Source organism: Halorientalis marina (assembly GCF_023028345.1).
GTDB lineage: Archaea > Halobacteriota > Halobacteria > Halobacteriales > Haloarculaceae > Halorientalis > Halorientalis marina.
The window spans coordinates 3,459,373-3,480,334 of sequence record NZ_CP095487.1 but is presented as its reverse complement, the minus strand read 5'-3'; the positions used below and the strand labels follow the sequence as shown (position 1 = coordinate 3,480,334).

The 20,962-nt window shown below is 61.4% G+C and carries 19 protein-coding genes and 1 pseudogene; 11 read left to right on the top strand and 9 right to left on the bottom strand.

Going from position 1 to position 20,962, the window contains the following annotated elements:
• Positions 1 to 41 precede the first annotated feature (41 nt).
• Together MUG96_RS17980 and MUG96_RS17975 are read right to left on the bottom strand one after the other, a co-directional pair.
• Positions 42 to 2,414 carry a phage/plasmid primase, P4 family gene (locus tag MUG96_RS17980; RefSeq protein ID WP_246985023.1) on the bottom strand — a complete coding sequence of 791 codons (2,373 nt, stop codon included), beginning with the start codon at positions 2,412 to 2,414 and terminating at the stop codon, positions 42 to 44.
• Positions 2,411 to 3,211, bottom strand: a complete 801-nt coding sequence (locus MUG96_RS17975) for a hypothetical protein (RefSeq protein WP_246985021.1) — start codon at positions 3,209 to 3,211, stop codon at positions 2,411 to 2,413. Before MUG96_RS17975 ends, MUG96_RS17980 begins: the two co-directional genes overlap by 4 nt.
• Before the next feature lie 27 nt (positions 3,212 to 3,238).
• On the opposite strand from MUG96_RS17975, the gene MUG96_RS24185 reads away from it, so the two are divergent.
• Positions 3,239 to 3,370 carry a hypothetical protein gene (locus MUG96_RS24185; protein ID WP_256465400.1) on the top strand — a complete coding sequence of 44 codons (132 nt, stop codon included), beginning with the start codon at positions 3,239 to 3,241 and terminating at the stop codon, positions 3,368 to 3,370.
• A 75-nt stretch (positions 3,371 to 3,445) separates the two neighbouring features.
• Here MUG96_RS24185 and MUG96_RS24180 read toward each other — a convergent pair whose 3' ends face one another.
• Positions 3,446 to 3,568: a hypothetical protein gene (locus MUG96_RS24180; RefSeq protein ID WP_256465399.1), complete on the bottom strand. Its 123-nt coding sequence runs from the start codon at positions 3,566 to 3,568 to the stop codon at positions 3,446 to 3,448.
• 504 nt (positions 3,569 to 4,072) lie between these two features.
• On the opposite strand from MUG96_RS24180, the gene MUG96_RS17970 reads away from it, so the two are divergent.
• The 5 genes from MUG96_RS17970 (at position 4,073) to MUG96_RS17955 (ending at position 6,238) form a co-directional block, all read left to right on the top strand.
• Entirely contained in the window at positions 4,073 to 4,804 is a 732-nt protein-coding gene (locus MUG96_RS17970) for a PRA1 family protein (RefSeq protein ID WP_246985020.1), read from the top strand.
• Positions 4,801 to 5,136, top strand: coding sequence for a hypothetical protein (locus tag MUG96_RS17965; RefSeq protein WP_246985019.1), 336 nt, complete (start codon positions 4,801 to 4,803; stop codon positions 5,134 to 5,136). The genes MUG96_RS17970 and MUG96_RS17965 overlap by 4 nt, the downstream gene beginning before the upstream one ends.
• On the top strand, positions 5,133 to 5,396 hold the full coding sequence (locus MUG96_RS17960; RefSeq protein ID WP_246985018.1) for a hypothetical protein: 264 nt from the start codon (positions 5,133 to 5,135) through the stop codon (positions 5,394 to 5,396). The genes MUG96_RS17965 and MUG96_RS17960 overlap by 4 nt, the downstream gene beginning before the upstream one ends.
• A complete protein-coding gene (locus MUG96_RS24410; RefSeq protein ID WP_443984560.1) occupies positions 5,389 to 5,538 on the top strand; it encodes a DUF7563 family protein in 150 nt (49 codons plus the stop codon). Before MUG96_RS17960 ends, MUG96_RS24410 begins: the two co-directional genes overlap by 8 nt.
• Positions 5,539 to 5,824: 286 nt before the next feature.
• Positions 5,825 to 6,238, top strand: a complete 414-nt coding sequence (locus tag MUG96_RS17955) for a hypothetical protein (protein ID WP_246985017.1) — start codon at positions 5,825 to 5,827, stop codon at positions 6,236 to 6,238.
• A 1,299-nt stretch (positions 6,239 to 7,537) separates the two neighbouring features.
• On the opposite strand, the gene MUG96_RS17950 is transcribed toward MUG96_RS17955, so the two are convergent.
• The 3 genes from MUG96_RS17950 to MUG96_RS17940 form a co-directional block, all read right to left on the bottom strand.
• Positions 7,538 to 7,903 carry a hypothetical protein gene (locus tag MUG96_RS17950; RefSeq protein WP_246985016.1) on the bottom strand — a complete coding sequence of 122 codons (366 nt, stop codon included), beginning with the start codon at positions 7,901 to 7,903 and terminating at the stop codon, positions 7,538 to 7,540.
• Between the two features lie 667 nt (positions 7,904 to 8,570).
• Positions 8,571 to 11,723, bottom strand: coding sequence for a hypothetical protein (locus tag MUG96_RS17945; protein WP_246985015.1), 3,153 nt, complete (start codon positions 11,721 to 11,723; stop codon positions 8,571 to 8,573).
• Between the two features lie 73 nt (positions 11,724 to 11,796).
• Positions 11,797 to 13,116, bottom strand: coding sequence for a tyrosine-type recombinase/integrase (locus tag MUG96_RS17940; protein WP_246985014.1), 1,320 nt, complete (start codon positions 13,114 to 13,116; stop codon positions 11,797 to 11,799).
• Between the two features lie 45 nt (positions 13,117 to 13,161).
• Between MUG96_RS17940 and MUG96_RS17935 the strand changes: the two are divergent.
• Positions 13,162 to 13,521, top strand: a pseudogene (locus MUG96_RS17935) (methyltransferase domain-containing protein); the annotation flags it as partial.
• A 119-nt stretch (positions 13,522 to 13,640) separates the two neighbouring features.
• Entirely contained in the window at positions 13,641 to 14,648 is a 1,008-nt protein-coding gene (locus tag MUG96_RS17930; protein ID WP_246985013.1) for an AI-2E family transporter, read from the top strand.
• Positions 14,649 to 14,661: 13 nt separating this feature from the next.
• On the opposite strand, the gene MUG96_RS17925 is transcribed toward MUG96_RS17930, so the two are convergent.
• Positions 14,662 to 15,513 (bottom strand): sulfurtransferase, encoded by an 852-nt coding sequence (locus MUG96_RS17925; protein ID WP_246985011.1) that lies wholly within the window; start codon positions 15,511 to 15,513, stop codon positions 14,662 to 14,664.
• Positions 15,514 to 15,786: 273 nt separating this feature from the next.
• Here MUG96_RS17925 and MUG96_RS17920 point away from each other — a divergent pair, with 273 nt between their 5' ends.
• On the top strand, positions 15,787 to 16,650 hold the full coding sequence (locus MUG96_RS17920; protein WP_246985009.1) for a sulfurtransferase: 864 nt from the start codon (positions 15,787 to 15,789) through the stop codon (positions 16,648 to 16,650).
• A gap of 173 nt (positions 16,651 to 16,823) precedes the next feature.
• On the opposite strand, the gene MUG96_RS17915 is transcribed toward MUG96_RS17920, so the two are convergent.
• Positions 16,824 to 18,077, bottom strand: a complete 1,254-nt coding sequence (locus MUG96_RS17915) for an MgtC/SapB family protein (protein ID WP_246985007.1) — start codon at positions 18,075 to 18,077, stop codon at positions 16,824 to 16,826.
• Positions 18,078 to 18,192: 115 nt separating this feature from the next.
• On the opposite strand from MUG96_RS17915, the gene MUG96_RS17910 reads away from it, so the two are divergent.
• Both MUG96_RS17910 and MUG96_RS17905 read left to right on the top strand, forming a co-directional pair.
• The gene (locus MUG96_RS17910) at positions 18,193 to 18,813 is read left to right on the top strand and encodes a rubrerythrin family protein (protein WP_246985005.1); all 621 of its coding nucleotides are present in this window, start codon (positions 18,193 to 18,195) and stop codon (positions 18,811 to 18,813) included.
• Positions 18,814 to 18,904: 91 nt separating this feature from the next.
• Positions 18,905 to 20,179: an MFS transporter gene (locus MUG96_RS17905; RefSeq protein ID WP_246985003.1), complete on the top strand. Its 1,275-nt coding sequence runs from the start codon at positions 18,905 to 18,907 to the stop codon at positions 20,177 to 20,179.
• A gap of 6 nt (positions 20,180 to 20,185) precedes the next feature.
• Here MUG96_RS17905 and MUG96_RS17900 read toward each other — a convergent pair whose 3' ends face one another.
• Positions 20,186 to 20,935, bottom strand: coding sequence for a HEAT repeat domain-containing protein (locus tag MUG96_RS17900; protein ID WP_246985001.1), 750 nt, complete (start codon positions 20,933 to 20,935; stop codon positions 20,186 to 20,188).
• Between the last annotated feature and the right edge of the window lie 27 nt (positions 20,936 to 20,962).

Here is a 20,962-nt window from a genome sequence, read left to right as displayed (position 1 = left end):
AATTTTCCAAAGCAGAGCGTAAAGAACAGGTACGGCGTTAGTTAGGAGTAGTCGCCAAGGCCCGACCCATTCACATCATCGTCGTCGGACTCCTGGTACTGTTCGGCACGGGACGTATATTCGACATTGAGGAAGCACCGCTGTTGTCGACCGTCAACCGTCGCGTGCCCGTCTTGTATCCCATGCTCCGTTTTCAGCCGGCGCGTCATCTTGCGTTGTGTGTCCGCCGGGAAGTTCTCGTCATCGCAGAACCGTTGGTACATAGCGTACACCTCTTTCTTCGGCTTCGGTGTTCCACTACCCGACGTTTCCAGGCATACTTTGGCGAATCTATCAACGGTGTTGCCCCACTTATCCCACGTCTCTGCCGTCTCATGCACGGAGAGATCGCCCGTGAAACCGTCCTGCTGTAGAAGCCGGGACAGTCCATCAAGCGCCCAATTCAGGATACCGGGCAACTCGTCGCGGAGCTTGTCGTCTAGCGACTTATTCCGTTGCTCGCGGGGAATGGTCGTTGGGAATGGCACGAGCAACACACGGCGGTAGAACGCCCCATCATCGTCCTCGGCGTCGGGCAGCTGGTTAGCACTGAATATGTGCTTTGCCGTGGGTCGGAAGTGGAACAGTGGCTTACCCTTTCGTTCGGCTTTGATGGGATCGCCCGCTGTAATCTCCTTGAACGTGCCAGTTTCTTCAATCGTTTTTGGCGGAATGTCGTTGCGAATGTTGGCCCATGCACTGAACAGTTCGGCAGTCCCGAAACGGCTGGTCATCTGTTGCGGGGCCATGCTCGCCACGTTGTCCGCTCCACCCAACAGGGCGCGGATTGTATCTGCGAACGTCGACTTACCGGACGCCTGCGGGCCAACCAGGAACAACGCCTTGTGTTCGGGCATCCCCCAGTGCATGAGGCAGTAGCCGGCGTATTCCTGTAGTTTCATCCGGTGCGTGTCGGATTTGACTGTCTCTTTCAGGTATCGCTTCCAGCGGGGACAGTCGGCGTCGGGGTCGTACCGTGTCCCGGCCTGATTGATGAACAGGTATTCGGGGTCATGGTTGAGTAGATCGGCGTTCCCGCCCCGGTCAATCCGTAGCACCCCATTGTCAAGAGCGATATGCCACTCAGGGCCACCAAACTCTTCGATAGCATACGTCCGTGCCGCGCGGATGTGTTCGGCCAGTTCCCCAACCTCTTGACGGGCAAAGGCACCCTGTAGCCCTTTCCGCGCCCGTTGGCGAATGACGCTTTCACCATTCTCCTCGTAGATACCACTACTTTCGTCGTACACGAACAGCACATCATCGTCCTCCCGGTTGGCGAAACGGAACTCGTCTAACAACTGTTCGGCGGCTTCAAACCGGGCGTCGTTCTTCTCGACGGGACTCTCTTTTGTTGACGCGGCCTGGTACTGACCCCGGACATAATCCCATCCGTCCCCATCATCGGATTCGTCCGAATCGGTGTTGCCTGCTGGCCTGTCCGAACTCTGCTGTTGTGTGGTAGTACCGCCGTCCGTTGTTGGGTACGACCAGCCATTTTGCTTAGCTTCGTAGATCAACGATCCAAGGGACGTATTGTTGTTTGAGTCCCCATCATCGGCGTTTGACCAGACCCATTCAATCGTGCTCTCGGCGGCAGAGTCGAACTTACTACCTTGTCGTGACCAACTCTCAAAGACACTCCTCCCGGTGTTTCCATCATCCCAGTCGTACACGGCAAATGCCATTCGGACCCATTCAGAGTGTCCCATATCGGGATTGAGACTGTCCAATGCGTTTTCAATATCTGCCTTGGACAGCTCATGTGAACCGTCGTAATCGTCACTATCAGCATCGGGCGTTCCAAGCGTCGGGAGACGGCCACGAACCCCTTTGTAGGCTTTCATGAGCCACGGTCGCGGATCAACCTCCTCGGGCGTATCTGCCGAGATAGGGAGCCTGTCGCCAGTAAAAATGAAGAACTTGTTATCATAGGCTTCAACGCCTTCGTGTTCATCGTTGCTAAAGTGGCTGTTAGTCCACCACTCCGGCACGTTGCCTTTCGCAAAGATATGTAGGCCAGTACCGGACTTAGAATACTCAATATAGGCGTCGTCAACAAACAGATCGAGCTTCGGCACCCAGTCTTTCGGTTTTGGTGCGTTCGGCTCTCGAAGGCACCCATCAAGGTCTATCCCGTATATTACGGCGTCGTCGGGGACTACCAACCCAATGCCATCAAAGTAGTCGTCAGACTGGGCGGCTTCATAGGCGTCCTCAAATGAGTACCCACAGTCCGGGTCAGACCAACTGGCACCGTATTGATTCTTCTTAAGTGGCTTCCCGGCGTTTTCGGATTCGCGGGACCACAACGCCCAATTATCGTATGCTTTCGCCCACTCTGGATAGGCGTCTTTTGGGGGCAACTGGTTCATCGCGGCGTAGCACCTCCGTTAAGATACTCTGATATTAACGCACCAGCGCGTAGCCCATCCATCCGTAGCCGGACCTTCTCGATAGTCGGGTTATCGTTCTGGTTGCCGTCAAATGGACTGTCGCCCTGGTCGCCCGACCAAGGTTGATCCTCGTGGGCGTTCATCGGTGGACTGTCGCCATGATAGGTGTGCCACGCCCGATAAGCGCCTGTCAGCAGCCCACGGTCAATCAGAGAGTGAACCGCGCGGGACACACTGGCATACAACGAATTGGTCGACGTTGCTGAATGGTAGTCCGCACTAGCGATTTGTCGGGTTACATCAACTCGTTTCACCCATCCTTCAAATTCGCTAGGGTGCGACCCGTCCCAATGATCCAGCATTGCCAGCAACACCGCCCGTTGCATCTTCCCTAGCTCAAGGACTGTTTCGGACGGATTCTTACCGTACTTGCTAACCACCGTTTCGTGGTCCGCTTCGTGAGTTTCCCATCCGCCCCAACTGCTGGTGGTCCGCTCGACACAATCACGGCAGATGGGAGTGTCGGCGTGTTCGTAGCGATAAACACCATCGTCTATCTCGCTCTCGACACCACTCACAATGCCACCATCCCAGTCAGAACGTGTGTCAATGACTGAATCAACCCGCGTGCCACAGTCCGAACAGGTAGCTATCCAGTCCTCGTTTGAGTGTGCGTATGGCTGTATCTCACCGTGACCGGCGTTATCGTTGTAGACCCAGGTAACGTAGTTCGATAGTGAACTAGCGTTAATATCCGCTAATGTTAACTGGTTCATCGGTGGCTCACCCCCTGGGTCGCGGCCATGATCCGCGCCACGTCGCGCCAGCCGGTCGACGGCGAACTCTCGGGCCAGCACCAATTCATCCTGACCACCACCTATCACGGGGACGGCCGGGCCGTTCCAACGTCGGTGTTCGGCAGTCCAAACAGATGAACAGCCGCCCCACTTCCCGGAAAATTGACAAACTGCCACAGGAAGGGCACTTGTAGTTCGCTCGTTTCCCGAGCATTACGAACCCTCCACATCGTCAACAATCGCCAGCAGGTGACTCTTGAGCGGATTCGGACAGCCGTGGGCGAACTCTCGGACGGCTTCGGGATCGTCCTGAGCCAGCTTTTCAACCTCAAGCATCGTACTCCCCCCAGTCCTCAATTTCACTGGCGCGTTTGTCGCTATGGTACGCGCCAATGATCGCCGTAGTAGACGTGCCTTCGGGCGCTTTCTCGGCGTAAAACGCCAAGCTATCGCGGTTTGGTTCGGTATCTTTACCTCGCTTCGTGCGCCCCTCTTTTGCAGGGGCGTTGCGGTCGTTCGTCGCCATTTGTGGAAAGGGTGGCTAGTTATCGAACGCGCCGTAACGCCCCGCACACGTCGAAACGTGCGCGGTTTTATACTACTGCCCCGCCAAAACCAGAGTGTACCAACACACTGGTTGGGGCTTTTCTCCCCCGACCGACTCAATCTCGCGTAGCCACGGCAGCGTTCTTACCCCTATATAAGACCAAGTGGGACATAAACATATACCGTCACTTGGGACATTATTCAAGGTTATAATAGATGATATGCACCACGTGGGTAAAGACTAAGTTTGCGGCTATCCAAGTGGGACATATGGCACGTGGGCGTAATGCGGATGTGGATGATGATGATTTCGTTGCCGCGGTGGAGGAGTGGCCGCAGGGGGACGTGTACCCGTCAACATCCACGATTAAAGACGAGATCGAGGAAGCGCACGAAGTCGAGTATGACCGAAAAACTGTCTACCGGCGGTTAGACAGCTTGGAGAGCGAAGGGAAGATCAATAAGTTCGAAGTCGGGCGTGGCCGTGGGAAAAGTGTCGGGTGGTACGTTGGTCCTGCGGAGCCTGCCGACACGGGAGCACCCGCTTCAGGCGGTATGCAAACACAACCACGTGACGCGCCAGCGGACTATGATGGACCCGAAGAGCCTGAACCCACGAACAACACTGCCGGGCTACTATCTCGACTGTCCGGGGATCGTGGCAATATGAGCATACCCGCTGCTATGCTGGTTATTCTACTGGCTTTCATCGGCTGGAAAACGTACAAAAGTGCCCGTAATCGGGTCACTGGCGGGCGGCCGGTTATTGACACCTCCGAAATGACCGTCAGTATTCCAGGTGCTATCTACATGGGCGTTCTTGGTAGTGGAATTGTCGTCATAGTCACGTTCGGAACGTGGCTAGCACTCAGCCTCTACACGTCCGCTACTGCTGGTAACGCTCTGCTAGCATTGTCCTACGCGACTGGGATTGCTGGACTCGTCGCAACACTGGCCCACGCGGGCGGTGCCATCGGTGCCCCGGCACGGCTTCTGTCGTGGTTCTTCGGAGGTGAAACCGCATGAGCGAAACAGAAGGTGTGTATCTTACCCTCAAACGCGAAGAGCACATTGAACAATTCGAGCAGGCGCGGGAGAAAGTCGCACAGGACCGTGACGTTGCACCGGATGAACTCTCTCGGCCGGATGTTGTCGGTGCAGCCCTCGAAGCCTTCAACAACGGGCTACTGTCGTTTGACGAAGATAAGAGAATCCGACAGACACGGGAAGCTATCGCACGAGATCATGACGTTTCGCCAAAGGACGTAACTCTTGAATGTGTCCTGAAAACGGCCTGCGGCGCGTACAACGGGTTTCAGATGACCGATGACTGGGATTTGAACGGTGAGAAACAATGAGCCACCAACAGCACAATACCGTTCCTGCCGAGAAGGTCGAAAACAGCGAGAAGACAGTGCTGTTTGCCACTGCCGGCAACAACATCTGGCATATCCCAAAAGAAACCGAAAACGGTGATTTCACCACTCTCTGCGCAATCAACGCCCGGATTCTGCGGGCCACGTCGCTAGAGAAATTCAACAGGCGGAGAAACACAAGTTTCTGTGGGAGTTGTGCAAAGATGAACGGCGGGAACCCATACGGTGATAGGGATGCCTGAGTGTGATAACTGTGGGTCGCACGTCACTGAGAACTACGTGCGGGTGTTCGTGCCGTCCGGTGTCGACCGTCCCAAAGCGTGTCCGTCATGCCCTGATATGAAGCGTGACGGAAGCGGCAGAGCGAGAGAGAAGAAAACATGAGCGGACGTGGGGACTCACTCGGGGCAAGAATCCTGTTCGGTGGTGGTGTGACTGTTGTAGCCGGCGCTATCGGATACGTGCTCGTTGACCCACCTATCGAATCGGCACCCTCGATAACCAACAGTACCGCCAGTAACGGGTTGTCGTCGTCTTTCAGTGGTGGATTCGTCGCCGCTGCTGTCGCCGGAGTGATCGTACTGCTGGCAATCGCCGCAATTCTTCTAAGCCAATGACCCGAAACCGTAACTTCAGGGCGCGAACCACCTACGAAAACAAGAATCGTTTGATGGACATAGCAACTGAATTGAATGGCAAAGAGCCACGGGGCTTTCATCGGGCAGTCGAGGTTGTCGCCGCCTACCTGGATGTGCTACAACAGAACGTCACCGACTGCCCGGACTGTGGGGGAGAACTACACGACGAAGCCGAAGATAGCAAAGGTCACTGGTTTGAACTACCCGAAGGCAAATGGTACTGCCCGGACTGTGATACTGTGCTTGACGTGTGGGACTATCTCGACGTGGATAACAGGGACAGTGCCTCAATCCCATCACTCCCGAGCGGTGTGCAACTTCGTTTTGAGTGTGACCATGAGCATGACGATTCGGGTATGATTTCAGGGGAGAGTAGCCAAGACACACACTCACGGCAGTCACACACCACAGATACCGACGACTATTGGCAGGATGGCACCTTTTGACCACCGAAAGCGGGTATGAATTGACAAGATAGACGCTTAGGCGACTGTTCTACACCCGATACAACGCACGAACGACGGGCCAGAGGCATAACAGCCACTGAATCACCACGACAGACACCCTACTAAAGGATAGCACAGGCAACTATGCTAAAGGACACAGAGAACGCCTAAGACACTACATCATAACATAATCAAGAAAAAAGACAGAGAGAACCATGTACGGTACTGTACCCAACGCGCATGGGGAAAATCGAAAATAACCACAAACAACTACCGGCAGGGGCGTACATACGCCCGTTATCGCGCGAAGAGCCAAATCCGATTCTAATTGTGGTAGAGGGGGTGCAACGGCGAATGGTTCCTGTTTCTCTTCGCTGTAGATCGTCAGCTGTCCCTCGTTGCTATGGCTTTGGACTAATCGCATGACTGCATAGGGACGAAAGCCAACAACAACCAGCGATATACGTTCGTACTAACGCGCGTACTGTCGTCGAGGATCGTTGTTGAGTGGCTTTCATCGTTGTGGCTACAATCGCATGACGGCACCAAGGATGGACGGTGAAAGAAGCAACCTACACATTCGTACTAACGCGCGGTAGGAACTGAGGGTTCATTCATTCAGGGCAACAGTGTACCTACGTACTAACGCGCAACGGCCTTAGTAAGTAGTAGCGTCCCTATCCATATCTCAATACGCCCATAGACTCACGGCGTCTGTGGTTACTGCTGTCGCTGTAAACGGCTACGGCATATAATATATACACGCGAGGTTTACAGCGGTCCTCTCTTTCCAGCAGGAGAGTCGTGGCTAACGTGCTGTCTGTGTGAACCGCACGACGTGACAGGTTCGCACCGACGTTAGTTAGCAAAGGCAGAGAGGTAAACAAGATAGTCACGCAGGAGAGTCTGACTGAATAGAGACTAACAGTATCGACTCACTGCCCTCGGACTCACCAAAGACTCTAGGATTGCCAGACAGTATAGATAGATGGGCACCGCCCCACAACCTTCGTCAGCCATACGGTGTCCTCTTCGCCGTCACACGCTTTCTGTCGACAGGCAACATAGCTGTAGAGTGTCGCTGTTCACACACACAACACACACGCCCCTACTGGTCTATCGTACAATGCGTGATAGGGGGGAGGGGACACACGGGTATGGTGTGCTATCGTACCATGCACGTACCTATATCCAGCAGACCGTTTCTGCCGAATATCGCACAGACACAATGCCGTTCGTGCCGAATTGTCTACGTCAGGGGTAGGGGTTTTGTCGATACAATCCGCCGTAGAATAGGATTCAGAAGCGTGGCCCGTCGCCAAGGCCCGGCAGTTGCATATTGCCAAAGCTCACGTCGTCAAACGCGAATGGGTCCGGGTCTGCTGTTGGGTCCTCGATGGGGACTTTCACGAGATCGTTGCCGCTGTTCTCTGCGAACGGTGTGCTGATTACGTCGTCTCGTTGCGGGCCACGCTTCTCTTGACGGTCGCGCTTGGCTTTCACCCGTTCAACCTCTTCGCGTTCATCAACCGAACGGTATGGGTTCACTCGGTCGTCACCGGGCGAAAACTCACCTTCGGTGCCGATTGGATCGCGCGTAAACCGTTTCGCCGTGATTCCAGGCGTACAAACCATCAACGTCGGGATTTTGTTTTCGTTGCTCATTATTACTCACTCGCTTTCGTTGCGGTCGTGTCGTCTGCGGTCTGTTCATCGCCACTGTTCGGTCGGACTTTCACCCACAGTCCGGTAACTGCAATCACAACGGCCAGAGAACCGACAAAGGCACGACCATTCCTGCTGCGGTCGTAATATCAGGGTTACTCCCGACCGTAGCAAACCATAGAACGACTACGGCACCCCACTGTTTACCAGAGAGTCCTAGAATCGCCGTCCGGCCGTCTGCCTCAGTCGTTGTTTCTGGCGGCTCGCAGGTGTGTTCATCGGGCAGGCGACAGTCAACACAATGATCGACACCACACTCACCACACTCGTAGAGGCTTGTGTCGTCGCCACATTCGGGGCACTGTGTCATGATTGTGGTTTGAGATTATTGTCGGATGTATGTTCTGACTGTTTGATGAATGTGAGCCATGGGTTTAGCCTACCAACCTCTGCCGGGTTCTACAATCCGCACAGGCGACGTAGCCACCGTTCCAGAAGGCCGCTTCACCACACGAAGGGCACGGGATTACAGCACACTCGATAAGCAGCGTCACCCCATCTACGTCGTCAATCGCCCAAGCGGTTTTGTCGTACTGTGACGGTGGCTCTCGCTGTAGTCGCCGTATCTCGTCAACCGTCCCGTCAATCTGTAGTGCCTGCTTGTCGGTCATAGCTCCTCGAACCTCGGGCTTTCGTCAAACACAGACTGCGGAACGCCAGGCGTCGTTTCCAGGCGTTCGCCAGTGAGCGGGTTGCCGAAGTCGAAGAGCGTCGGACTCTTCGCTCCCAACAGGCCGAACTCTTCGTTTTTCTCGTCCTGGTCAATCTCAAAGTCAAGGTCTTGCCGGTTGGGAGTCTGTGTCGGCGTGTCGGGCGGCGTGTCGGCAGGCGGACTCGACGTACCCGGCGGACTGTCACCAGGCGGACTGTCACCAGGCGGACTGCCGAAGCCCGGCGGACTGCCAAGACCGGGCGGACTGCCAAGACCGGGCGGACTGAGGCCGGGGATCGTTGGCGACGGCAGGCCGGGCGGGCTACTCGTTGGCGGGCTACCACCAGGCGGAGAGCCACCAGTCGGGCTATCGCCGGTTGGCGACTGTGCGGGGCTATCATCACCCGGCGAGCCACCGAACGGACTGCCACCAGCTCCGAATCCGGTCGTGGGTGAATCCGTGGTTGGCGACACAAGCGGTGAATCTGCGTCTGCCCGGCGTGCCGATGGGCTATCTACGTCACCCACTCTGGTATTGGTGTCACTGTCAGTCCGGCGTGTCGTGGGGCTGTCAACGTCGGTTCGGGTGTCTGTATCCCCGTCACGGACTCTGGTATCTGCGTCCGTCCGGCGAACAGTGCCAAACTCAAGCGCGTTCCGCTGCACGTTCGTATCAGTCGGGTCGAGAAGCCGGCGGTTCTGGATACTCACTGGCCCGAGGTCGAGACTCCGGGTGTCCGTCGTCTCTTCAAGATCAAACGCTCGTTCAAACCGGCGGCGGGCCTGTCCGGTTAGTTCAAGCTCCTGCGCCAACTGCTGCGTGTCGAGCACGTCCTTTTCACGGACGCCACTGTCGGGTTCAGCACTCCGTGGTTCCGGGCCAACATCAACACGATTCGGTGTATTCGTGGCTTCCGTAGAGCGGAGGAACGCAGACGCACCGGCCTTTCGCACTAACTCTTCATTGACAGGGTTGAACGGCACACCATCTAGTTCACGCGGCGCTTGACTTGTGCGGCCGAATTTGATGGGTTCACCACCTGCGGCACGGCCCGGAACCTCGCTTTCCTCCTTAATGTCGAACACGTCGCCCACATCGGCGTTCTCGCCTTCAAGCGCCTCTGCGAACCGTGATTGTGCCTGTTGCTCATCCGGCACCACAACGTCAACGTCACGCGGCTGGCGGAAGTTCTCGGTTTGAGCACGGGCGGCGGCACTTCCGAATACCGTTGCGTCCGTGTCACGGAGGGCTTGGGTCACGTCGTCAACCGCACCTTCTGGAACCGCTCGCGCCTGTCCGATAGCCTCCTCTGCGGACTCGACTGCAAAGCCTGGCCGTTCCGTCACCTGTGCTTGGCGCTGGATGGACTCAGACGCCCGCACACGCTCGCCGGCCGCAGGATCAAGGTCCGTGGCCGTTTCTCGGAACACATCCGCTTCAAACGCACTACGTGGCTCTGCGGTTGCCGTGGCGGTCGCACCCATCCGGGCGAGGTCGAGATTTCCAGCCTCGGACGCAACTGATGGGGCACCGATTGTTGGCCGTCCGTCGCGGGTGCCGAATAGCGTTCGCCCACGCGACCGGATACCGAAGGCTTCCGCAACAGGCGGTGTCTCCACCCGCGCCCCTCGGACTGTGGTTTCACCGGCACTCTCGGTGATTTCAACGTTCACGTTCGGCGTATCGTCGGCAACACCCTCGGCCGCTCGTTGCGTGCTCACATCAAGATCAACCTGCCGTGTCTGACTGAGTGGTATGTCCGTCCGGGTAAATCGAACTGGCGAGACACCACCGGCCACGGCACTTTCAGCAGTGAGCGAAGAGACACCGAACACGGCCGTTTCAACGGGAGCTTCCTGAAATCGTTGCACACCACGGCCGGCGGCTTTGCTGGCAAACAGTAACCCAAGGCCGCCTGCCGTGCCTGCTGTCTGAAGTGGTTGATCCGGTGCGTTGGCGACAACGCCTTGTCCAGCTTCAGCAGCCGTTTCCCCACTAAGCACAAGCGCCGGGGCATTTGCGACCCCTCCAACACCACGGAACCCGCCTTCAATCGCGGCACCGGCCGTCGTGTCCTCACTGGCGCGGCCAGTCGTCGCTACGTCGGTAATGCGACCGGCCTGTTCTGCGGCAGTGTCGACAAAGAAATCAACACCCTCTGCGGCGGCGCTAACTTCCTGCTGGTTGGGGACGAACTCACCCTTCAGGGGTGCGAACCCTCGGCCCTGGTCGGCCAGAACACCGCCGGTCGTAATATCTCGGGTAATGGACTCGTCAGTTTGGAGTCTATCTCTAGTGGTGGCCGGTGCTTGTGTTGTCTGAATCGCCTGCTGGCTAATACGGCGTTGTCGGTCTTGGTCGGCCTGTTCAAGCGTCGGGACGTTTTCACCTGGGAGAGTGGCCTGTGTCCGTCGCGTCGGGTCCTGTGGCGAGAGTCCGGCCGCTGCCCGCGCTTCGGCCCGGCTCACGGTATCGGTCCCACTCGTCTCACGCCTCGCCAGTGGCGCACCAGTCGTTGCACCAACCACGGCCGCCGTCGCCCGTGGGTTCCGCGCGGCTCGTTTCGCGGTTCGGGTGATTCGGTTGGCGGCCTGTTCGGGTGGACTCAGGTTCTCACCCTGGAATGGCCCCGCCAGTTGCGACGTATCCTGTGTGGGTTCGGACTGGTCCTGTTGGGCCTGGTTGCTACTGTCCCCACTCGGCACGTCGAGCGGGCCACTGGTTGCGAGATCGGCGGCGTCTCCCGCCACGTCGCCCGCCTGCCCGATGGTTCGTCCGACGTTCTCAGCAACTTCGCCAACAGACGGCCCATCGGGCGACTGCTGGTTTTCTATCTCTTGTGCTATCTGTCGTTGTCGGGCCTGTTCCTGGTCCTGTTCGTCAATTTCGGAGAGGTCCGTATCGGCCCCACCTTGGCCGGCGCGTTCTTTCGCCAACTCGTCTAGCTGTCCCGTCGCGGCCGCGTAGTTCTCTCTCCGGCGTTCAACACTCACATCATCATCGTCGTCGCTCCCGCCACCGCCACCACCGCCACCTGAATCGTCCGGTTCGGGGATGTATGGGTCCGAAAGCGTTGCGTCCGGGTCGCCGTAGGTGTCGTCAGCCATGCGAATCACCTGCGAATCTAGTCATATCTACAGATACGGCAAAAGCGCACTAAAAACGGGACACGTTTTGCGGTTACTTATCCAGAAACTCGCCCGGATTTTCGCGTATGTCCTTCAAGACAGCCTTCACAATTTCCGCTTCTTGTTCGTTGTCCACTTCAATCGCTTTGTCCTCGGCTTGATCCTGCATTTTGTCTTTCGCCTGTTGCGCGTCCGGTGTGAAGGCAACACCACAGGCGGGGCAGGCTTTCGCGTTGTCGTGCTCAACCACTTCCCCGCACACGTCGCACACGTCGGGCGTCAATGGTGACTCTGGTTCATCGTCACGTTTGCCTGTGGCGCGTTCTGCGGCCGCTATCACGTCGTCATCGGTTAGATGGGCATACGTAGACTCCATGATGTTAGAATCCGGTCTGTGGCCGATGAGCCGCTTTATCGTGTCGTTGTCCATTCCGTAGTTTCGCTTACAGACAGTCACGAACGTATGCCGGAAGTTGTGAGCGTTCATCGGCTTCTCGACTCCCGCACGTTCGCCAATGCGTCGTAGCTGGCGGTAGATAGTGCTGTTGTCAAGCCGCTGGCCCGGTTCGTATGACTTGTTCTCCCAGTCGTACTTGTGGGTGATAAAGAACGCTTCTGAGTCGTCACACGGATGTTCGTTGTACCACGTTCGGACGGCCTTCTCTGCATATAGGAGTGGCCGCTTTCCTGTGGCACCCTTCAAATCGCCGCGTTCTTCATTCAGATAGAACGTGCCGTTGTCAATGTCTATATCCTTCAACCGCAGGTTCAACACCGCACTAAGCCGCTGGCCGGTGTATAGGAGTAGATCAACTAGCGCCTTGTCCCGTGGGTGGTTGGCCGCGTTGCGAATGGCCTGTATCTCGTCTTTCTCGAAAATGTCGCGTTCATCGACGGTGTTGTTGTCGGGGTTGGCGAGCGCGATTTCACCTTTCTCAATCCCGAACTCGTCGTGATACTCGTAGAATTTCCGTAACGTCGACTGAAAATTCTTCACTGAGCCTGCCGACAAGCCTTCGTCCTTCACATCGGCCACGTTGCCATTCCGTAGCGTGTCCATGAAGCGGTTTATCTCGTCGGCAGAGGTGTCCGTGAGGTCAAAGTCGGTCATTTCACCAAGCCGCCCCAACAGATTCGCATAGCGGGCAAGCGTGCTGTCTGATTTGGTACTGCCGTTCGGGTCGGTCACGCGGGAAGTCTGTGGGTCTTTCGCGTTCACAAACTCAAGTATCGCGTCCCGTTCGGCGTCTGTAAGCTCCCGCAGGTTCACTTCGTAATCATCGTTCTCATGTTGTTGTTCAAACTGCGTTGCCAGTTGTGGATCAATCCGCGCCTTTTCGCTCCTGAATCGTTCGCGTTTACTATCGGCCATATACCCACATCTATGCTATAAGAATAAATGCTCTTTCCCACCGCTTTCTCGATGGAGGCGTTCTACTACGCCGAGGACCCACACCGCGTCCTGTCGGACCTCAACCGCGTGCTCCGGCCCGGCGGGACGTTCTCCTGTGCGGTGAACTTCTACGAGGAGAACGTGCACTCCCACCACTGGCCGGAGAAGGTGGGCGTCGAGATGACTCGCTGGGACCGCGAGCAGTACCGGACGGCGTTCCGGGAGGCGGGCTTTCACGTCGCAGTCCAGGACAACGTCCCGGACCGGGAAACGGCGATCCCGCCGGCGGAGGAATTTCCAACCGAAGACTGGGAGACACGCGATGCCATGGTGGAGCGATACCGTGTGTACGGGACGCTGGTGACCGTCGGGGTCGTCCCCTGAGGCCTCACCGACCCCACCGTTTCGTCTGCAAGTCCCGACCTGTCGACTCGCGTTCCTGACGGCGGGGCCGACGCCGGCGTCGCATCAACAGTTTTGCCGTTCGACGAACAAAGAGGAGCGTGCCATCCGCTCGTCGTCGCCGTCGCGTGTTGCTGGGCCTGTTCGCGGTGACGGCAGTCGCCACGACGGTGGTGCTGGCCGAGGTGATTGGGACGGTCTTTTTCGCGATTACGGTCGCGTATGTGATCTATCCGGTCAGGCAGTGGCTCGTCGACCACGGGCGGGGCCGACGGGTCGCGGCGGCGGTGGCGACGCTGGCCGCGTTTCTCGCGGGGTTGGCGGCGGTGGTCCCTATCGGCGCTGCGCTGTACGTCAGGCGGCGGGAGTTTCTCTCGTTCGTCCGGGACCTGCCCCCGGAACTCACGGTGTCGGTGTTCGGGTTCGAGTACGTCGTCTCCGTCACCGAGAACGTCGCACAGGTCCAGTCCGTGATGACGTCGCTGGCGGTCGACACTGCGGCGGCGGCCCCGGTCCTCGCGCTGAAGGCGACGCTGTTCGTCTTCCTGGTCTACGGACTGCTCCTGCGGCCACACGACATCCGGGTGGCGGTGCTGGAGTTGGTGCCCGTGACGTATCGCGACGTGACTCTCGACTTCCACGAGCGGGTGCGGTCGACGCTAAACGCGATCTACGTCCTGCAGGCGGCGACGGCGTTCGCGACCTTCCTCATCGCGTACGTCGTCTTCGCCGCCCTCGGATACGATTCGGCGCTGGTGCTCGCGGTGCTGGCCGGCGTCCTGCAGTTCGTTCCGGTCATCGGGCCGAGTGTCGTCGTCCTCGGACTCGCCGCCTACCACCTCGTGCTCGGGGACACGGGCGCCGCGATCATCGTGACTGCGCTCGGACTGGTGCTGATCGGGTTCCTGCCGGACGCTATCGTCCGGCCGCGACTGGCCTCGATGACCGCGGACATGCCCGTCAGCCTCTACTTTATCGGGTTCATCGGCGGCGTCCTCACCGTGGGCGTCGTCGGGTTCATCGCGGGCCCGCTGGTCGTCGCCCTCTTCGTCGAGGCTGCACAGCAACTGACCGAGGAAGTCGACACCAAGCCAGTGACCGACGACTGACCGCCGCTCCCGTTCAAGACCCGGTTTCCAGCGGCCGACCGTCCGCCTCCCACTCGGTGAGGCTCCCCTCGTAGAAGGCCACGTCCGCGAAACCGAGGTGGCGGAGGACGGTGTAGGTGTGGCTGATCCGGCGGGCGGTGTTGCAGTAGAGGACGATCCGGCGGTCGCGGGTGATCCCCCGGTCGTCGAGGATGGCCTCGACGTCCTCGCGGGGCTTCAGCCCGCGGGTCTCCTCGTCGACGAGTTCCTGCCAGTCGAGGCGGACGGCGCCGGGGATGTGGCCCTCCTCGAACTCCCAGTCCTCGCGGGTGTCGACGAGTACTGCGTCGCCGTCGACGGCGGCCGCGACGGCTTCCTGGTCGACGAGCGGCCCGCCGACGGTCGCCGGGTCGTCGACCTCGTAGGTGGTGGGTTCGACCTCGGTCGCGTCGCTCGTGGTCTCGCGTTCGAGCTGCCAGGCGGAGAAGTCGCCGTCGAGCAGGTGGAGTTTGGCGGGGTCGTGGCCGTAGAGTTCGGCGGTGACGAGCAGTCGCGCGGCGAAGACGCCGTGGGTGTCGTCGTAAGCGACGATGTGGTCGTCGCGCCCGATGCCGGCCTCGCTCATGATGCGGGCGAACCGCTCGCGGCCGGGGAGCATCCCCGTCTCGCCGCGGTCGCCGTCGGCCGATGCGTCCCCGGCCGTCTCGGTCCCGTCACCGGCGTCTTCGGCCGCGTGCTCGCCGGCCCGGAACGAGTCGAAGGGGATGTTCACGGCGCCGGGGACGTGCCCGATGCCGTCGAACTCCCAGGCGTCCCGCACGTCCACGAGCGCGATGTCGTCACGCCGTTCCGCCACCCACGCCGCCGACACGAGTACCTCGCTCATACCCATACTACCCGGAGCCGCCGTTTCAAGCTTTCAGAACGCGCCGGTCGGAGGTACCGGACAGGATTGCCGCTTTTCTCGCCGGCGCTCGCCACCCGCTCTCGACGGCCGACCCGACAGCGGTCGGCCGGCGGTGTGTCGCTGCTCGCGCCCCGCGCCAGCGGACGACCGCGGACACGAGTCGGCAATTGATGCCGGTAGAGGGGAGGAGGGGCCGAACGTGCCGGGAGGTATAGGGCTATATGGCTGGTGTGATTACGGTTCGGACGCATTATGACTGATTACGCCAAAGACGTGCTCGTCTCCGCCGACTGGGTGGAAGAGCACCTCGACGAGTTCCAGAGCGACGACTCCGGCCACCGACTGGTCGAGGTCGACGTCGACACCGAACTGTACGACGACGAGGGCCACGCGCCGGGTGCCATCGGCTTCAACTGGGAGACCCAGCTGCAGGACCAGACCCAGCGTGACATCCTCCAGAAGGAGGACTTCGAGGATCTCCTCGGTTCCCACGGCATCAGCGAGGACTCGACGGTCGTCCTGTACGGCGACAACTCCAACTGGTTCGCGGCCTACACCTACTGGCAGTTCAAGTATTACGGGCACGACGACGTGCGCCTGATGGACGGCGGCCGCGACTACTGGGTCGAGAACGACTATCCGCTCACCGACGAGGTGCCGGAGTTCTCCGCCGTCGACTACGAGGCGTCCGGCCCGCGCGAGAGCATCCGGGCCTACCGCGAGGACGTCGAGAACGCCATCGAGCGCGGCCTCCCGCTCGTGGACGTGCGCTCGCCCGAGGAGTTCTCGGGTGAGATCCTCGCGCCCCCGGGTCTGCAGGAGACCGCCCAGCGCGGCGGCCACATCCCCGGCGCGCAGAACATCTCGTGGGCGGCCGTCACCGACGACGACGGCACGTTCAAAGAGCCCGAGGAGATCGAGGAACTCTACGCCGAGGAGGGCATCGACGGCGAGGGGACCACGGTCGCCTACTGCCGCATCGGCGAGCGCTCCTCGGTCGCCTGGTTCGCGCTCCACGAACTGCTGGGCTACGAGGACACCATCAACTACGACGGGTCCTGGACCGAGTGGGGCAATCTGGTCGGCGCGCCGATCGAGAAAGGCGCGGGCGACTGAACGGAGTGAAGGAGACCGCGAATCGGAGCGGGGTAACTGACCGGCGAGACGCGCGGAGCGTCTTCGAGCCGTAGTTCCCTTCTCGCAGAGAAGGGCGACTGACCGCTAGCGAGAAAGGGCGTCTCGACGCGAAGTGCCGGACACGAGCGGGTGAGGCGGACAGCCGTCCCGCTCTAGAGAACGACGGCGATACCGAGGCCGACGGCGGCGACGACGCCGAGGACGGCGGTGACGAGTTTCCCGAGTTCACGCGTGCCGATCAGCCACGCCAGGCCGGCCTTGACGAGCGTGTTCGCCGACGCCGCGATGACGATCCCGGTCGTGGCGACGGTCGGGGAGACCTGTCCTTCCGCGGCGAGTTTGCTCAGCGAGAGCGTCATCGCGTCCACGTCGGCGAGCCCGGAGACGAACGCCGTCGCGTAGATGCCGGACGCCCCGAGCCAGGCGTTCGCGTAGTCCGAGACCAGCAACACGGCCGCGAACAGGACGCCGAAAAACAGCGCCGTCCGGAGCTGAAACGGGTTCTCGATGTCGGCCTCGACCGACGTCTGGACGGCGGACCGCCAGTAGACCACGACGGCGACGACGGTGCCGACGACGGTCATCGCACCCAGCGGGACGGCGACGTGTGGCAGGAGCGCCGGGTTGACGACCGCGACTTCGACGAGCGCGCGCGGGAACATCACGACGGCGGCGACGACGACGGAGAACGCACACAGCTGGTAGAGGGATGGCGACTCGGCCGTCTGCTCTGCCATCGAGACCGTCGTCGCGGTCGAGGAGACGAAGCCGCCGAGGATGCCCGTGAGTGCGATGCCCCGCTCGGTCCCGAGGACCCGGCTCAGGACGTACGCGACGAAACTGAGGCCGGTGACGAACACGACCATCAGCCAGACGAAGCGAGGGTTGATGCCGTACAGTGCGTCTAGCTCCCGGTCCGGGAGGACCGGCAGGACGACGAACACGACGAGGACGAACTTCACGGTGGCACGCCGTTCGGTGTCGTCGATCCGGTCAGCGAACCGGTGGAGGTCCCCCTTCACCGAGAGCAAGGCGGTGACCGCGCCCCCGACGACGATGGCGACGATGGCTCCCCGGCGGGAGTGGGTGACCAGCGCCCCGAGCAGGACCGTCAGCAACGCGGCCGTCAGCGTGGTGAGGCCGATGTCACGCTCGATCCACACCTTGGCCCCGTAGGCGACGGTCAGCGGGACCGCGATGGCGGCGATGGCGACGGGCAGCGCCGCGGGGTAGAACGCGCCGACGAGCGCGCCGTAGAGCGCGAACAGGGGGAAGGTCCGACTACCGGCGAAGGTCCCCCCCGATTCGCTCTGCTCGCGCTCCAGGCCGATCAGAGCGCCGACACCGACGGCGATTCCCAGACGGAGCACGAGCGTCGACAGCGTCTCGGCAGGTGGCACGCTCATCTATCCGACGAGTACTCCCGAGGCCTTCCTGAACCTTCTGGACGACGTGGGCGACTCCGATACACCGACTGTCGGTGTCGATGCTTACAAGCGGTGCCCGGCCGAATGTCGGCGCATGAACGCGGACGCGTTCCTCGACGCCGTGAAAGACGAACAGAAGACGGAACTCTCCCGCCTCGGGTCCTCGAAGTCGCTGTACGCCGACACCGAAGGCGAGATGGAGACCGACGTGGTCCTGGGGGCAGTCGCGGACCTGCTCGGCCACGCCGAGGAAACGGTCGCGGAGTGGGCCGGGGAAACCGAGGGCGCGGCCGGGGACTGTTTCGAGTCCGTGGCGGCGACCCTCGGGGAGACTTACGGCACCGTCGCGGGCGAACTCGGCGAGCACGAGCGCGGCGACGTGCCCGCGGCCGTCGCGGCGCTCGACGACGAGGACACGCCGGCCCGCGCCGGGGGGCTCGTGGGCTACCTGCTCGTCGCGGAGAAGAAGGTCGGGCAGGCCGTCGGCTTCTTCGTCGGGCAGGCCGCGCCCGGCGCGGCGGACACCTTCCGGGGCGTCCGCGACGACCTGAACGACGCCATCGACGAGGCCGTCGCCGCGCTCGGGGACGTGTGTGCCGACGAGGACGACTGGACTCTCGCGGAGACGGCGGCCGTCGAGACCGTCGCCGCCGCCTACGACGACTACTTCGAGACGCTCGAATCCCTCGGCGTCAACCCCAAGCCGGTCTGTTGACGGATTCGAACAGTGTAAGCCGGAGATCGAATTTCGCTGAACGATACGGTTGTCGAAAGCCTGAATACTTACTGTCGTCAAGCGCCGTCACGTGCGACTCTGGTCGGACCCGACGAAGCGACGCTGGATCGCGTGGGCGGCGCTGGCGGTCGCGTACGCGCTGGTGAGTGTCCACCGGCTCTCGACGGCGGTACTCGCCGAGCAGTTGACTGCCGCCTTCGACACCTCGGGTGCGGCCCTGGGGACTCTCCACGCCTCCTTCTTCTACGTCTACGCCGCGATGCAGTTGCCTGCGGGCGTCATCGCCGACCGAACGGGGAGCCGGCTCGCGGTGACCGCGGGGACCGTGGTGATGAGCGTCGGCGCGCTCCTCTTCTCGGTGGCGCCGTCGTACCCCGTTGCCTTCCTCGCCCGGACGCTGATCGGCCTCGGCGGGAGCGTCCTGTTCATCGCCGTCCTGCGGTTCTGTGCGAACTGGTTCCGGCCGGGGGAGTTCGCCCGGATGAGCGGCGCGACAATCGCCGTCGCGGGCTTCGGCGGCGTGCTGGCGACGCGGCCGCTGGCGGAGGTCGTCGCGGCCGCGGGCTGGCGGCCGACCCTGCTCGGCCTCGGCGTCCTGGGGTTCCTGCTGGCCGCGGTCGCCGTCGTCCTCGCCCGGGACTCGCCGGCCGACGCCGGCCTCCGGGAGATCGAGGGGGTGCCGCTGGCGCGGACCCCCTCCCTGCGGGCGGTGGCGGCGAACACGATGGTCGTCCTCCGCGAGCGGGCGACGTGGCTGGTCGGCATCGTCCTCTTCGCCGGGACGGGGGTCAACATCACCGTCTTCGGCCTGTGGGGGGTGCCCTACGTCGTCCAGACCTACGGCGTGTCGGTGCCGACGGCCTCGAATTTCACCCTGCTCGGGAGTCTGGGGCTGGTCGTCGGCCCGCCGGTGATGGGCTGGCTCTCCGACCGCATCGATAGTCGGACCGGACTGATCGCCGTCGGGATGGCGCTGTACGCCGGCGTCTTCGCCGTCCTCGCGGCGACCGGGCGCCCGCCGCTTCCCGTCGTCGGTGTCGCCTTCTTTCTCTCGGGTTTTCTCGCCGGCGCGTACGCCCTGGGCTACACCGTCGTCAAGGAGCGCCACGACAGCGGTGCCAGCGGCGTCTCGACCGGCACTGTGAACACCATCGGGTTCGCGGGGGCGGCGCTGTTGCCGACGCTGATGGGGGTCGTCCTCGACGCCTACCGGACGGGGCGGACGCTCAACGGTGCGCAGGTTTACTCCGTGGTCGGCTACCGGCTGGCGTTCGCGCTGGCGGCACTCACCGGCGGCGTGGCGGTGCTGGCCGCGCTGTGGCTCCACCTCGACGCCCGACCGTAACCGCGGTCAGGCCCACCAGCGGGATTCCAGCCGGTCCAGCCACTCGTCGGCGGCGTCCCGGACCGGTTTCGCCGCGTCGCCGGTCGCGGCTTCGAGCGTCGAGCGGATGCGGGGATCCGGCCCCTCGTCGGGTCGGTGGGCGGTGATGGCGATGCGGCCGAGCGCGGCCACGACCGCCCGCCGCACGGACGGGGACGACTCCGCGCGGAACCGCTCGACGAGCGGTTCGACGGCCCGGTCGGACCCACAGTGGCCGAGGTGGGCAGCGGCTTCGCGCCGGGCGGGCGGGTCGGCAGCGTCCAGTTGCCCGAGGAAGGCCTCGTAGTCCTTGCCGTCGGGGTCCATCCCGTCGACGTGGACCGTCGGCCCGCTCAGGCGGACGAAGTCGCCGACGTGGATTCGGTCCTCGACCGTCGTCGTATCGAACCGGACGGTGCCGGCGCCCACGTCGAGCAGCGCCTCGTCGCTCTCGGCGTCGAAGGTCACGACGACGCCGCTGAACGCCGGCACCTGCCCCGAACGGGCCTCGACGCCGGTCGACTCGCCGGCACGGGCCTCGACCGTCGTCGCGACGGCGACCAGTTCCACCGTCCGCTCGGTTCCCACCGCGTCGGGCGTCACCACCGTCCGGGGGTCGTAGACCCGGACGACCGGACCGTCGGCGACCCGCAGCCGGACGTGCCGGGTGCGGGGCGGGTCGCTGTGGGCGGCACCCGGATCGATCCCACGAACCTCCACCGGGAGGGCAGCCTGCATGGTCGCTGACAGGAACTCCCGGATAAA

Excerpts from the sequence above, each read along its gene's own strand:
- MUG96_RS24180 (WP_256465399.1), bottom strand. The coding sequence starts at position 3,568 with ATGCTTGAGGTTGAAAAGCTGGCTCAGGACGATCCCGAAGCCGTCCGA.
- MUG96_RS17915 (WP_246985007.1), bottom strand. The coding sequence starts at position 18,077 with ATGAGCGTGCCACCTGCCGAGACGCTGTCGACGCTCGTGCTCCGTCTG.
- MUG96_RS17945 (WP_246985015.1), bottom strand. The coding sequence starts at position 11,723 with ATGGCTGACGACACCTACGGCGACCCGGACGCAACGCTTTCGGACCCA.
- MUG96_RS24410 (WP_443984560.1), top strand. The coding sequence starts at position 5,389 with ATGCCTGAGTGTGATAACTGTGGGTCGCACGTCACTGAGAACTACGTG.
- MUG96_RS17955 (WP_246985017.1), top strand. The coding sequence starts at position 5,825 with ATGGACATAGCAACTGAATTGAATGGCAAAGAGCCACGGGGCTTTCAT.
- MUG96_RS17975 (WP_246985021.1), bottom strand. The coding sequence starts at position 3,211 with ATGAACCAGTTAACATTAGCGGATATTAACGCTAGTTCACTATCGAAC.
- MUG96_RS24185 (WP_256465400.1), top strand. The coding sequence starts at position 3,239 with ATGATCCGCGCCACGTCGCGCCAGCCGGTCGACGGCGAACTCTCGGGC.
- MUG96_RS17925 (WP_246985011.1), bottom strand. The coding sequence starts at position 15,513 with ATGAGCGAGGTACTCGTGTCGGCGGCGTGGGTGGCGGAACGGCGTGAC.
- MUG96_RS17900 (WP_246985001.1), bottom strand. The coding sequence starts at position 20,935 with ATGCAGGCTGCCCTCCCGGTGGAGGTTCGTGGGATCGATCCGGGTGCC.
- MUG96_RS17920 (WP_246985009.1), top strand. The coding sequence starts at position 15,787 with ATGACTGATTACGCCAAAGACGTGCTCGTCTCCGCCGACTGGGTGGAA.
- MUG96_RS17960 (WP_246985018.1), top strand. The coding sequence starts at position 5,133 with ATGAGCCACCAACAGCACAATACCGTTCCTGCCGAGAAGGTCGAAAAC.
- MUG96_RS17910 (WP_246985005.1), top strand. The coding sequence starts at position 18,193 with ATGAACGCGGACGCGTTCCTCGACGCCGTGAAAGACGAACAGAAGACG.
- MUG96_RS17980 (WP_246985023.1), bottom strand. The coding sequence starts at position 2,414 with ATGAACCAGTTGCCCCCAAAAGACGCCTATCCAGAGTGGGCGAAAGCA.
- MUG96_RS17965 (WP_246985019.1), top strand. The coding sequence starts at position 4,801 with ATGAGCGAAACAGAAGGTGTGTATCTTACCCTCAAACGCGAAGAGCAC.
- MUG96_RS17950 (WP_246985016.1), bottom strand. The coding sequence starts at position 7,903 with ATGAGCAACGAAAACAAAATCCCGACGTTGATGGTTTGTACGCCTGGA.
- MUG96_RS17940 (WP_246985014.1), bottom strand. The coding sequence starts at position 13,116 with ATGGCCGATAGTAAACGCGAACGATTCAGGAGCGAAAAGGCGCGGATT.